The organism is Chromobacterium sp. FG22 (assembly GCF_057809415.1).
Genome location: NZ_JBMDJX010000003.1, coordinates 202,325 through 215,268 on the forward strand (window position 1 = coordinate 202,325; position 12,944 = coordinate 215,268).

At 62.7% G+C, this 12,944-nt stretch carries 13 protein-coding genes; 4 read left to right on the top strand and 9 right to left on the bottom strand.

Going from position 1 to position 12,944, the window contains the following annotated elements; translation table 11 throughout:
- Positions 1–33 precede the first annotated feature (33 nt).
- Positions 34–1,467: a sensor histidine kinase gene (locus ACODSD_RS04505; protein ID WP_488876872.1), complete on the top strand. Its 1,434-nt coding sequence runs from the start codon at positions 34–36 to the stop codon at positions 1,465–1,467.
- A gap of 156 nt (positions 1,468–1,623) precedes the next feature.
- On the opposite strand, the gene ACODSD_RS04510 is transcribed toward ACODSD_RS04505, so the two are convergent.
- Positions 1,624–2,253 (bottom strand): LysE family translocator, encoded by a 630-nt coding sequence (locus ACODSD_RS04510; RefSeq protein ID WP_488876873.1) that lies wholly within the window; start codon positions 2,251–2,253, stop codon positions 1,624–1,626.
- 62 nt (positions 2,254–2,315) lie between these two features.
- Entirely contained in the window at positions 2,316–2,705 is a 390-nt protein-coding gene (locus ACODSD_RS04515; protein WP_107800619.1) for a DUF488 domain-containing protein, read from the bottom strand.
- Positions 2,706–2,812: 107 nt separating this feature from the next.
- Here ACODSD_RS04515 and ACODSD_RS04520 point away from each other — a divergent pair, with 107 nt between their 5' ends.
- Together ACODSD_RS04520 and ACODSD_RS04525 are read left to right on the top strand one after the other, a co-directional pair.
- Positions 2,813–3,424 carry a LysE family translocator gene (locus tag ACODSD_RS04520; protein ID WP_486635891.1) on the top strand — a complete coding sequence of 204 codons (612 nt, stop codon included), beginning with the start codon at positions 2,813–2,815 and terminating at the stop codon, positions 3,422–3,424.
- Between the two features lie 5 nt (positions 3,425–3,429).
- Positions 3,430–3,879, top strand: a complete 450-nt coding sequence (locus ACODSD_RS04525; RefSeq protein WP_253313698.1) for a GNAT family N-acetyltransferase — start codon at positions 3,430–3,432, stop codon at positions 3,877–3,879.
- 19 nt (positions 3,880–3,898) lie between these two features.
- On the opposite strand, the gene ACODSD_RS04530 is transcribed toward ACODSD_RS04525, so the two are convergent.
- The 3 genes from ACODSD_RS04530 to ACODSD_RS04540 all read right to left on the bottom strand — a co-directional run bounded on the left by ACODSD_RS04530 (position 3,899) and on the right by ACODSD_RS04540 (position 7,018).
- The gene (locus ACODSD_RS04530) at positions 3,899–4,681 is read right to left on the bottom strand and encodes a ferredoxin--NADP reductase (protein WP_253313697.1); all 783 of its coding nucleotides are present in this window, start codon (positions 4,679–4,681) and stop codon (positions 3,899–3,901) included.
- 80 nt (positions 4,682–4,761) lie between these two features.
- Positions 4,762–5,817 (bottom strand): NAD(P)H-dependent flavin oxidoreductase, encoded by a 1,056-nt coding sequence (locus ACODSD_RS04535; protein WP_488876874.1) that lies wholly within the window; start codon positions 5,815–5,817, stop codon positions 4,762–4,764.
- Positions 5,818–5,872: 55 nt separating this feature from the next.
- Entirely contained in the window at positions 5,873–7,018 is a 1,146-nt protein-coding gene (locus ACODSD_RS04540) for a trans-sulfuration enzyme family protein (RefSeq protein WP_488876875.1), read from the bottom strand.
- A gap of 234 nt (positions 7,019–7,252) precedes the next feature.
- On the opposite strand from ACODSD_RS04540, the gene ACODSD_RS04545 reads away from it, so the two are divergent.
- Complete coding sequence (locus ACODSD_RS04545) at positions 7,253–9,007, top strand: AMP-dependent synthetase/ligase (RefSeq protein WP_227105015.1); 1,755 nt, start codon at positions 7,253–7,255, stop codon at positions 9,005–9,007.
- A gap of 52 nt (positions 9,008–9,059) precedes the next feature.
- Here ACODSD_RS04545 and ACODSD_RS04550 read toward each other — a convergent pair whose 3' ends face one another.
- From ACODSD_RS04550 to ychF, 4 genes are all read right to left on the bottom strand, one after another.
- Positions 9,060–9,722 (bottom strand): amino acid ABC transporter permease, encoded by a 663-nt coding sequence (locus ACODSD_RS04550; protein WP_488876876.1) that lies wholly within the window; start codon positions 9,720–9,722, stop codon positions 9,060–9,062.
- Between the two features lie 77 nt (positions 9,723–9,799).
- Positions 9,800–10,573, bottom strand: coding sequence for a transporter substrate-binding domain-containing protein (locus ACODSD_RS04555; protein ID WP_231580992.1), 774 nt, complete (start codon positions 10,571–10,573; stop codon positions 9,800–9,802).
- A gap of 139 nt (positions 10,574–10,712) precedes the next feature.
- Positions 10,713–11,690: a Wzz/FepE/Etk N-terminal domain-containing protein gene (locus ACODSD_RS04560; RefSeq protein ID WP_488876877.1), complete on the bottom strand. Its 978-nt coding sequence runs from the start codon at positions 11,688–11,690 to the stop codon at positions 10,713–10,715.
- 113 nt (positions 11,691–11,803) lie between these two features.
- The gene (gene ychF / locus ACODSD_RS04565; RefSeq protein ID WP_227105018.1) at positions 11,804–12,895 is read right to left on the bottom strand and encodes a redox-regulated ATPase YchF; all 1,092 of its coding nucleotides are present in this window, start codon (positions 12,893–12,895) and stop codon (positions 11,804–11,806) included.
- Positions 12,896–12,944 lie beyond the last annotated feature (49 nt).

A 12,944-nucleotide genomic window follows, 5' to 3' on the forward strand; every position in this document is an offset into this window, starting at 1 on the left:
GCGCGCTCGCGGCGGCGTGCGATAATCGCCGCCATGATGTCATTGGACCGCCGCTACGCCCTCACCGCCTGGCTCTTGCTCAGCCTGGCGGGTTGCCTATGGCTGGGCTGGCGCCAGTTTGGCGCATTGGAACAGCGCTTCCGCCAGGAATCCTTCATTACCCTGCGCCTGCTGAGCCAGAAAGCTTCGCAACACGATGCGGTGCTGGCCACCCTGGCCGCCTCGGAACAAAGCCGTTTGCCCGCCGACATGCTCAAGCGCCTGCAAACCGCCATGCCTCAGCTGAGCGCCATCGGTTTTTGGCGACAACAGCAATGGCATGGCGATCCCAGCGGCCTGCGTCCGCCGCTGGCCTTGCTGTGGCAAGCCCAGCAACAAGGCCAGACCCTGCTCGGCTTCGACGCGCAACAACGCTACTGGCTGCAAAGCCCGGACGGCTGGGCGCTGTTGATCGACCCGTTGCGCATGCTGGTCCAAGCCGAACTGCCCGAGCCGCTGGAAAACATCTCGCTGCAATTGCGCGGCCACCGCATCGAACTGCTGCAACGCAAGGCCGGCGCGTCTGCCAATGATTGGGATCTGAGCCTGGACCGCAAGCTGCCCAGCGCCAGCCAACCCTTCCGCCTGTCCAGCCGCACCGCCTTGAGTTGGGACAGCTTGCCCTGGATGGAAATCCTGCTGTGGAACGCGCTGCTCGCCGCCGTCGCCGTCGCCCTGTACGCCAGACATAGGCAACGCGCTTCTCAACAGCGCCAGCAACAGCAGGACCGTCTGGCCGCTCAAGCCCGGCTCAATACCCTGAATGAAATGATGGCCGGGCTGGCGCAGGAATTGAATCCGCCGCTGACCGCCATCATCGCCAATACCCGCCAGCTGGAACGGACGCTGGACGAGCCCTCGCAACGCGAAGCCGCGCGCGACACCCTGCTCGCCACCGGCGCGCAAGCGCGCCGCGCCGCGGCCCTGATCAGCCGGCTCAGCCGCCTGCTGGCCCATCCCAAAGCGACGGACACCACGCCGCTGGATCCCGACGCGCTGGTGAACTCATTGCTGTTTCTGCGCCAGGCGGAATTGGCGAACCAGAACATCACCCTGGAATGGAATAATTTAAGCCCGGACGAATGGCCGCGCGCGGAACGCACCGCGCTGGAACAGATTCTGCACAACCTGGTGCAGAACGCCTGCGACGCGCTGCAGGAACAAGGCGGCCGCATTGTGATCAGCGGCGAAAGCGACGGCCACAACTACCGTTTCAAGGTCATAGACAACGGCCCGGGCATTCCCGAAACCATCCTGTCCAAGATCTTCCTGCCCTTCTTCACCACCCGCTCGCGCGGCATGGGCCTGGGGCTGCCGCTCTGCGAGACCTTGGCGCGGGCCCAAGGCGGCAAGCTGCACGTGCAAAACGCCGCCAACGGCGGCGTCATCGCCCAACTGATACTGCCCTGGGCCAAGCGCGGCGCCTGAGGCGGCGCGCGTCAAACCCGTTCAAAAATCTGCTGCGCTTCGGCGAGACGGATGGAGCAGGCCGTTAAAAACAAGCTCACAATGCTCATGAGCGCTCGCACATTTCGCTTGCGTTCTCTTCGCCTCGCCCCTGCCCGCAAGGTTTTGAACAGGCTCTCAGCTCTTGCTCGCCAGCGCCAGCCGCAAAGCCAGCCCGCCGAACACCGAAGCCAGCAGCCATTGCGGCAGCCGGCTGTTCCCCAGCCTGTCGCCAAGCGCGCGTCCGAAACGGCTGGCCGCCAGGATGATCGCCCCATTGATCAGCAGGCCGATCGCGTTCAACAAGGTCGCCAACACCATGATCTGCAGCGAGACCGGCCCCGCGGACGGATGCACGAACTGGGGAAACAAAGCCAACACGAAGAGCGCCATCTTGGGATTGAGCAGATTGGTAAGCAGGCCCTGGGCCACGATGCGCGGCATAGACTGCGCGCCCGCGGCGCCCGGCACGCTCAACGCGCTGCGGCTGCGCAGCGTCGTCCAGGCCAGATAGAACAGATAGGCGGCGCCGGCGATGCGCACCGCGTCGTAGGCCAGCGGCGCGTGCACGAACAACTGCGCCAAACCGAAGGCCGCCGCCAGCGCATGGCAATACGTGCCCAGTTGAATGCCCGCCAGGGTGGCGAAGCCGGCCTTGCGTCCCTGGCTGGCGCTGCGGCTGGCGATCAGCAACATATCCGGCCCCGGCGTCGCCGCCAGCGCGACGCAGGCGAGACTGAACAGTAAAAGCGTGGACAAATCAGGCATGGCGGACATTCCGGGCAAATACAAAGCGATATGATACAAGCCGGCCCGGCGGAGTCAAAGCCTCACTCCACCAGCGCCGCGCCGCGCTCCCGCAACAAGGCCCGCAACACCGAGCGGTGACAGCGCGCCTCGTCCTGGCAGTAACAGCCTATGGAAAAGTGGCTGCCGTGCGACAAAGCCGCCAGCAAGTCCAGCTCGCGGCTTTGCTCCGGCGCCTTCATCTCCGCGCGATACGCCCGCTCGAACGTCTGCCATTCGGCTGCGCTCTGCGCCGCCTGCGCCTGTTTCACCAATTCCGCGCTGGGCGCCAGGTTGGGAAACCACACATCGTACCAATCGCCGCTGGCGAAGGCCTCCTTGGGCACGCCGCGCGGCGGCCGCCGCACCGTGCCGATGCGCGTGCCCTCCTGCGGGTGACGCGGACTGCCCAATTGCACCACGCGTATCGTCATCGCTCGTTCTCCAAAACGGCGCGGCCCATGCGCCGCGCGCAACAACATTGTCATCGATGGCCAAGCCTGCGTAGACTAAGGGCCCGCCCCCTACGCGAACAATCCTCATGCAACACTATTCGCTTTATCTGCTGATGGCCGCGGCCACCGTGCTCAGCCCCGGCCCCGGCATTTTGATGACCCTGACCAATTCGCTGCGCTTCGGCCTGCGCGGCACCCTTGGCGGCATTCTCGGCACCGCCTGCGGTTCCTTCATCGTCGCCGGCGTGTCGGCCACCAGCCTCGGCCTGTTGCTGGCCGCGTCGGCGCTGGCCTTCACTGTGATGAAATGGATAGGTGCCGCTTACCTGTTTTATCTGGGCGTCAAACTGCTGCGCGCGCCGGCTTTTCGCTTCGATGAGATCCCAAGCCAGCCGCTCGGCTTTGCCCGGCGCTTTGGAGAAGGCATGGCGGTACAGCTGACCAACCCCAAGTCCATCTTCTTCTTTCTGTCCATCTTTCCGCAGTTCATCGACACTCAGGGGGCCTACGCGCCGCAATTCCTGCTGTTGGTCGGCACCTTCAGCGGCCTGATCATCCTGATCCACACCGTGTACGCGCTCACCGCGCAACGCGCGCGCCGTTGGCTGGCCAGCGACCGCGGCGGCAAATGGGTGAACAAGGCCGGCGGCGCGACCTTCCTGCTGTTCGGCGCCCTGCTCGCCAACTCCAACAGGTAAACGCCATGCGTCTGCAACTGGAGTCGCCGCGACAAGCCGATGTGCTGGCCTTGATAAGCCAGCTGGACGCATACCAGGCCGCGCTCTATCCGGCGGAAAGCAATCATCTGATGGACCCGGCGGCGCTGGAACCGCCACGGGCGCATTTCATCGTCGCTCGCGACGAGAAGCTCGCGGCGGTCGGCTGCGCCGCGCTAGTGCCGCATGAGGATTACGGCGAGATCAAGCGCATGTTCGTGGCGCCGTCTCAACGCGGCAAGGGCGTGGCCCAGGCGCTGCTGGCGCGCCTGGAGCGGGAAGCGCGCTCCGCCGGCCTGTCCGCGCTGAAACTGGAGACCGGCGTGTCCCAGCCTGAGGCGATCGGCCTATACCAGCGCGCCGGTTTCAAGCCCTGCCCGCCCTTCGGCGCCTACCAGCCCGACCCGCTCAGCCTGTTCATGAGCAAGGTTTTATAGGCCGCCCTGGGCGCGTCGGCTACCAACCGTTTTCCAACACCAGATGACCCGGCGCGCTCTGCCGGCTCATCCGGTAGCCCATCTTCATCAATTGCCGGTGGGTATCCTCCACCATGGCCGGGTTGCCGCAAATCATGAAGCGCGAGTTTTCCGGCGACATCGCCAGCCCCGCCGCCCGCTCCAAACCGCCATTGGCCAGCAAGGCCGGGATGCGCTCGTTCAACACGCCCTCCGGCGCGTCGCGCGTGACGATGGGCAAGTATTGCAACTTGTGGCCGTGCTCGTCCCACAAGGGGTGTTCGCTCAGCTCGGCGATGAAATCCTGATAACTGAGCTCAGCGGCATGCCGCACGCAGTGCGCCAGCACGATGCGATCAAAACGTTGCCACTGAGCGGGGTCTTGCAGAATCGACAAATACGGCGCCAAACCGGTACCGGTGGCCAACAACCACAAATCCTTGCCCGCCGGCAAGCGGTCCGCCAGGAAGAAGCCCATCGCCTTCTTGTCCAGCATCACTTCCGCGCCCACCTGCAGCTGCGCCAGACGCGAACTGAACTGGCCGTCCGGCACCACGATGGAATAGAACTCCAGATACTCGTCGGTCACTGCCGAACACATCGAATACGCCCGCCACACCTGACCGCCGTGTTCGCCCAACGGCAGGCCCAGCCTCGCGAACTGCCCCGGCTCAAAACGATAGGCGTCCGGCCGCCGCAAGCGGAAGCTGAGCAGATTGTCCGCCCAGCGCCGCAGCCACAAGATGGGTTGAACCGTGTACTTTTCTTCGATCGCTGTATCCATTGCTCGCCAATACCCAAGTAAATTACTCAAGTATTGTGCTCCAGATCGACGCCGGCTTCAAGCCTGCGCCGCGGCGGCGCTCAACGATAGGCGGCCAGCCATTCCTCGTGCAGCGTGGCGACCAGTTGCCCCGCCGCCAGCTCGCGGCCGGCCGCCACGTTTTCCCCGGCCCACAAGGACAGAAAATCGCTCAGCCCGGCCTTGGCCGCCGCGGCGCGCAAGGGCCCGGTCAAGGCGTTCATCACCGGATACGCCGGCACCAGGTCTTCCTTGTCGGCCATCAACTGCATATAACGGTTGTTCAGGCCGCGCGCGTAACGGCCGGAAAACGCGCGAGTCAAACGGGTGCCGCCGGGCGCGGCCTTGGCCAGCTCGCTTTTCCACAAGGCGGAAATGCCGGACTCCGGGCAACGCAAAAACGCGGTGCCCAACTGGCAGGCTTGGGCACCGTGGCGCATCGCTGCGGCGATATCGCGTCCATGCATGATGCCGCCGGCGGCGATCACCGGCAGCGGCTGGTTCTGCGCCAACTCATAGACCAGCGACAAAGTGGGCCGCAGGCTGTCCTGGGGCCGTCCGATGAAGGTGCCGCGATGGCCGCCGGCTTCCCGACCTTGGGCGCAGATCGCGTCCGCGCCCAGTTCGGCCCAAGCCAGCCCTTCCGCCATATTGGTGGCGGTGCCGATCACGTCTATCTTGGCCTGCTTCAAGAGCTTGAGCTGATGGCGATTGAGAATGCCGAAGGTGAAGCTGGCCGCCGCCGGCTTGGCCTCCAGCAGCGCTTCGAACTGGCGCGCGAACGGCTCGCAGAAGCGCTCAGGGATCTGCGGCGCCGGCAGCCCTAGCTCCCGGTGCAGCGGCGCCAGCCATTCCAGCGCCTGCCGCAAGGCCTCCTCGCTGGGAGCGGGATCGTCCTGCACGAATAGATTGATGCCGAAGGGCTTGTCGGTGAGGCGCCGCACCGCGGCGGCTTCGCTGAGCAGGCGTTCGGGCGGCAGCAGCGCCGCCGCCAGAAACCCCAGGCCGCCGGCCTGGCTGACCGCGGCCACCAAGGCCGGAGAGGTGGCGCCGCCCGCCATCGGCGCCTGAATCAAAGGGGTGTGCAACTGCCAGCGACGGCACAAAGCGGAAGCCATATATTTCCTCGATTACGCCCGCGCGGGCGTCGGTTGAAAGAATAGCGCAGTCAGCTCAGTCCGCCAGAGCCTGCTCCAGATCGGCCAGGATATCGTCGATATCCTCTATGCCTATCGACAGCCTCACCCCGCCTTCGCGAATGCCCAATTGAGCCTTCTGCTCCGGCGGCATGCCGCCGTGCGACATGGTGTAGCTGTGGTTGATCAGCGATTCGACCCCGCCCAGCGATTCGGCCAGCGCGAACAGCCTCAACCGCTCGGCCAAGCGGCTGGCCGCCGCGCGGCTGTCGTCCTTCAGCCAGATGCTGACGATGCCGCCGAAGCGACGCATCTGCCGGCAGGCCAGTTCATGGCCCGGGTGCTCCGGCAGCCCCGGAAAGAACACCCGCTCCACCTTGGGATGAGATCGCAGATAATCCGCCACCCGCTCCGCGTTGTCGCAATGGCGATCCATGCGCAGATGCAGGGTCTTGATGCCGCGCAGGGTCAGGAAGCAATCCTGAGGCCCCGGCACCGCTCCCGCCGCGTTCTGAATGAATTTGATCTCGCGGTGCAGCGCCTCGTCGTTGACGGCCGCCAGGCCCAGCAACACGTCGGAGTGGCCGGCCAGATACTTGGTGGCGGAATGCACGACGACGTCGGCCCCCAAGTCCAGCGGGTTCTGCAGATAAGGCGTGGCGAAAGTGCTGTCCACCGCCACTCGGGCGCCGTGCGCGTGCGCGATCCGGGCCAGTTCCGCGATGTCCACCATGCCCAGCAAGGGGTTGGTGGGCGACTCCAGCCACAGCAGCTTGGTCCGCGCGCTGATCAGCGCCGTCAGGTTCCGGCTATCGCTCAAATCCGCGAAAGTGACCTTGACGCCCGCCGGTTCCATCACCTTGCTCAGCAGCCGGTAAGCGCCGCCATAAAGGTCCGCCACCGCGATCACCTCGTCGCCCGGCTTCAGGCAGGCGCGCAGCACCGCGTCGATGGCCGCCATGCCGCTGGCGAAGGCCAGGCCGTGGCGGGCGTTCTCCAGGCTGGCCAGGCAGGCCTCCAGCGCCGCCCGCGTGGGATTGCCGGTACGGGCGTACACAAAGGGCATGGATTCGCCGACATGGCCGTATTCGAACACCGAAGTCTGGTACACCGGCGGCATCACCGCCTTGCCATGCTCTGCGTTGTCATAGCCGGCATGAATGGATCTGGTTGCAAATTTCACGACTTTTCCTCAAAAAATCATTCACTTGTCCGCCTTGTCGGACAAACCGACCGCAATCAAGCTTCTAGCGCGCCGCAGCCATGACTCTTTCATCATTTTTCGAAAACTTCAAGGAAACCGCCGTTAAAACGGCGACTACTCCCTTGATCTTGACTAAATTTTTAGCAGCTTTGGCTTTACATCCACGCTCTTTAGGACTATTTTGCAGCGTTTCGCATTCAAACAATTGTACGAATGAAGCTAGAACGCGTATTTGACATCCTGCCCCGCCAACTCGAACGCCACCCGCGCACCGACTGCCTCGCCGCCAAAACCGGCAAGGAATGGCGCAGGTTGTCCACCGAGGAAGTCGCGGACAGCGTCAACCGCTTCAGCCTGGGTCTGCTGGAGTTGGGCATCGCCAACGGCGACAAAGTCGCCCTCGCCGCCGACAACTCCATAGAATGGGTGCTGGCCGATCTGGCGCTGCAGCAAATCGGCGCCGTCAGCGTGCCGCTCTATCCCACCATGACCCTTGATGATGCACGCTATATCCTGACTCATGCCGAGGTCAAGCTCGCTTTCGTCGGCAATGCCGCATTGCAACGCAAATTGCATGAGGCGCTGGGCAAATTCAGCTGCCCGATCTACGGCCTGAGCCAGATCGACGGCTGCCCGTCCTGGACCGAAATCCTGGCCCTGGCCAAACCGGAGCGGCAGGCCGAGCTGGAACGCCGCCGCGACGCGATCCAGCCGGACGACGTCTACACCATCATTTACACCTCCGGCACCACCGGACGCTCCAAAGGCGTGATGCTGTCGCACCGCAACGTGCTCAGCACCGTGGTCGCCACCGCGGAATTCACCCGCCTGCCGCACGGAGAATGCCGCGCGCTGAGCTTTTTGCCGCTGTCGCACATCTTCGAGCGCGCCGGGGTCTTCTACTATATGTACAGCAGCGCCGGCGTTTACTTCTCCAGCGTAGAATGCCTGTCTTCCGCGCTCGCCGACATCCGTCCGCACACCTTCAGCGCGGTGCCGCGCGTGCTGGAGAAAGTGCACGACAAACTGGTGGGCAAGGCGCGCGAACTCAGCGGCTTCAAACGCCGTCTTTATCTGTGGGCCGTGGAGCGCGCCGAGCGCTTCGACCCCAACGCCCGCCGCTCGCCGCTGGAAGCCGCCAAGCACGCGCTGGCCGACAAGCTCGTTTACCGCAAGTGGCGCGCCGCGATGGGCGGCGAGCTCAAATGGATCAATGTCGGTTCCGCCGCGCTGCAACCGCGGCTGGCGCGCCTGTTCTGGGCCTGCGGCGTGTCGGTGGCGGAGGGCTACGGCATGACCGAATCCGCGCCGGTGATCTCCGCCAACCCGTTCAACGCCCGGGACACTCGGATCGGCAGCGTGGGCCTGCCCTTGCCCGGCGTGGAAGTGCGCCTGGCCGACGACGGCGAAATCCTGGTGCGCGGCGACAATGTGATGCTCGGCTATTACAAGGAGCCGGGACTCACCGCCGAAGCGCTGAACAACGGCTGGCTGCACACCGGCGACATCGGCGTGCTGGAACACGGCTATCTGCGCATCACCGACCGCAAGAAGGAAATGTTCAAGACCAGCAACGGCAAATACATTGCGCCGCAAGCGCTGGAGAACAAGCTGAAGGAATCCGCCTTCATCGACCAGATCATGGTGGTGGGCGACGGTCAGAAGTACGCGGCGGCGCTGATTGTCCCGCTCTTCGAGAAACTGAAGGAATGGTGCGCCGAACACGGCATCGCCTACACCACCGACAGCGAGATGAGCAGCCACCCCAAGATCGTCGAGTTGATTGACCGCGAGATCAAGCGCTTCAACCGCTACTTCGGCAACTGGGAACACATCAAGAAATTCACCCTGATCGACAAGCCCTGGTGCGTCGACGCCGGCGAATTGGCGCCCACGCTGAAGCTGCGCCGCAAGGTGATCGCCGAACGCTGCCGCGCAATGATAGAAAACCTCTACGCCCCGGCCTGAGCCGGATGCGACAAAGCCCCGCAACGCGGGGCTTTTTGCTTGGAGACGGCGGTCAACGCTTATGGGCCAATTCCAGCCGCCGCTCCACATAACCCTGCACCCGCTCGAAGCTGGCGCTCAGCACCCAGTAGATCGCCGCCGCCGCCAGATAGAGCGGCAAGGGCTGAAAGGTCTGGGCGATCACTTCCTTGGTCGCCAGCATCAATTCGGTCACGGTGATCACCGATACCAGCGAAGTATCCTTGATCAGGCTGATCAGCGAATTGGACAGGCTGGGCACCGACAAGCGCAAAGCCTGCGGAGCGATGATGTGGCGCATGGTCTGCCACCAGCTCAGGCCCAAGGACAGGCCGGCGTCCCACTGGCCGCGGTGCACGCCGGCGATGCCGCCGCGCAGGCTTTCCGACAAATAGGCGGCCACATTCAGCGTCAAGGCCAGAATGCCCGCCGTCACCGGCCCCAACTCGATGCCCGCGCCGGGCAAGCCGTAATAGATGACGAAAATCTGCACCAAGAGCGGAGTGCCGCGCATCGCGCTGACATAGAAGGCGGCCAGTTGCGCCAGGACCGGCACTTGCGCCACTCGCAGCAAGGCCACGACGAAGCCCAGCGCCAGCCCCAGGATCATGGAAACCGCCGCGAACATCAAGGTATAGCCCGCGCCTTGCAATAGCACCGGCAGCGCCGATTCGAACAGGACGATCCAGTCAGTCATTCACGTTTTTCCAAAAAACCGACGCCCCCGCGCAAGCAGGGGCGTCTTGCCCTATCCACTCTGAAATCAACTGCCGCTTATTTCTTGGCCGCCGCAGGCGCTTTCGACACGTCGATGCCGAACCATTTGACCGAGATCTTCTTGAAGCTGCCGTCGGCCTTCATATCGCCCAGCGCCTTGTCTATCGCCGCCTTGAACTGCGGATTGTTCTTGGCGAACGGGATAGCCATCGTTGCCACCTCGCCCACCGGCGCGCCGGCCTTCAAGGGCAACTTGGCCTGCTTGATGGCGAAGGGAATCAGCAAGCTGTCGTTCAGCGCCGCGTCCACGCGGCCGCTGGCCAGATCCTGCAGGTATTCGGGCGCGCCGGGATAGGTTTTCACCTCGATGCCGGCCACGGCCTTGGCCATATCGGCGTAATTGCTGCCCTGGCCCACGCCCAGCTTCTTGCCTTTCAGGTCCGCCAGGCTCTTGAAAACGCGGCTCTCGTTCTTGCGTACGATCAACTGCGCGCTGGAGTAGGTGTAGGGCTGCGAGAAGTCGAACACGTCCTTGCGTTTGTCGGTCACGCCCACCTGATTGACCACGATGTCGAACTTGCCGGCCTGCAAGCCCGCCAGCAGGCCGCTCCACTCCGCCGTGGTGAATTCCGGCTTCACTTTCAGACGCTTGGCGATTTCAGTGGCGATCTCGACATCGAAACCCGTCAGCTGCTGTTTGGCGTCCTTGAAGTTGAACGGCGGGTAAGTGCCTTCCAACGCGATTTTCAGGCTGCCGCGCTGCTTGACCGTATCCAGCAAGTCCGCCGCGAACACCTGGCCAGCCAGGCCCGCCATTACGAGAAGCGTCATCAGCTTGCGCATATCAATATAACCTTTGGTAATTTTGAAAAACAAAATAGTCAAAAGCGAGAATATCACTAGCCGTTGGCGCTGCCAAGTTCTAGATAGAACAATGGCCGCGAAAAACGGCCATGATGTCAACTCATCCTTACTCAGCGTCTTGAAGACGTTTACGCAAAAAAGCCCCCAGCTTACGCCCCAGACCGATCAAGACTGCCAAGGCAAAGCCGCTCAGACCTGCCATCAATACGATCATAGTCCGTTTGGGCCCGGCCTTTTCCAGAGGGGGACTTGCCGGCAACACCACCTGCACATCTTGCGACATCAACGCCCTGGCCACCAAAGCCTGCTTCTGCAACTCAGCTAACGTGGCCTGATAGAAGAACAAATCACGCATCGTAGCCAACTGCCTCGGAGAGATGGACTTGACCTGCGGATTGCTGCGCTCCAATTCCGCGCGCAGTTGCAATAAAGACGACTGTACCGGGCTATTCCCTTCCATTTGCTGAGCGTTCATTTGCGCCTCTAAACGCGCAAAACCCTCAATTACCCGTGCCGACTCACTATTCAGAAAGCCCTCCGCTACTGCGCCCAACTGCTTCTGCTCGCGCCTCGTCTCCAACACTTGGCCTTGCACCACCTTGATCCGCTCCTGCAACACCAAGTATTTCTTGCTCTGTTCCGTCACGTGCAGGCCCAGAATCCGCTGCCGGGTCTGCTCCACCAGGTAGTTGGCAAGCCGGGCGGCAAATTCCGCATCTCCATCTAGGACCGAAACTTCAAGCAAACCGTCTTTGCCCGCCGAGACTCTGAGATTGTCCAACAGGCTGAGCTTGGCCTTGTCCGCGCCAGCTACATCGTAATACTTGGCCAATTCAAAATGAGCCGCCGCCGCGCCCAACATCGCATTGTCCTTCAACACGCTGGCGCCGCCCTGAGGGCCCAGCGGTGCAGGCACTAGGAGTAGGGATGTCGCCGCATACCTGTCTTCCATGTTCAACACGACAGCCACCGCCGCCAGCGCGGCGATGATGGGTAGGAAAACCATCAAACGCCATTGTTCTTTACAGAAACGAACAAGATCAATCAAATCAATGTCATCAACACTTTCAGCTTGGCGTTCCAAAACTTATTCCCTTTTATTTACATCCAGTCGGCACTATTTTGCCGCATCTCAGTAGACTTACAAAAATAAAGGCATGAGCCAGAGCTGCATGCCTTTATTTCAATCCGATAAGATCACACATTAAATAAGAAGTTCATCACATCGCCGTCCTGGACCACGTAGTCCTTGCCCTCGGCCCGCATCTTGCCGGCCTCCTTGGCCTTGGCCTCACCGCCCAGCGCGATGAAATCAGTATAGGCGATGGTCTGCGCGCGGATGAAGCCGCGTTCGAAATCGGTGTGGATCACGCCGGCCGCCTGCGGCGCGGTGTCGCCGATATGAATCGTCCAGGCTCGCACTTCCTTAACGCCTGCGGTGAAGTAGGTCTGCAGACCCAGCAGCTTGTAACCCGCGCGGATCAGACGATCCAGACCAGGCTCTTCCAGACCCAGCGTCTCCAGGAATTCGGCCTTGTCGGCGTCGTCCAGCTCGGCGATTTCGGACTCGATCGCCGCGCACAAGGCCACCACCGGCGCGCCTTCCTTGTCGGCCAGTTGCTGCACCCGCTCCAGCAAGGGGTTGTTGCTGAAGCCGTCTTCAGCCACGTTGGCCACATACATCGCCGGCTTGATCGTCAGCAGACATAGCGGCTTGACCAAGACCATTTCTTCCGGGCTCAAGTCCAGCGAGCGCGCCGGCAGGCCCTGATCCAGATGCGGCACCAGCTTCTCCAGCACCGCGATCAGCGCGCGCGCGTCCTTGTCGCCGGACTTGGCCTTCTTGCCTTCGCGCGTCATCGCCTTTTCCACCGCGGACAGGTCGGCCAGCGCCAGCTCGGTGCCGATGGTTTCGATGTCGGCGATCGGATCCACCTTGCCGGCGACGTGAACGATGTTCTCGTCTTCGAAGCAACGCACCACGTTAACGATGGCGTCGGTCTCCCGGATATTGGCCAAGAACTGGTTGCCCAGGCCCTCGCCCTTGGAGGCGCCCGCCACCAGGCCGGCGATGTCGACGAATTCGACGATGGCCGGCTGGATGCGTTGCGGATTGATGATCTTGGCCAGTTCGGCCAGGCGCTGATCCGGCACTTCCACGATGCCTACATTGGGCTCGATGGTGCAGAAGGGATAGTTGGCGGCTTCGATGCCGGCCTTGGTCAGCGCATTGAACAGGGTGGACTTGCCCACATTGGGCAGGCCGACGATACCGCATTTCAGACTCATGTCCGCATTCCTTCGAATTCTTGAAAAATCTTGTTCTGCCGCAGCATAG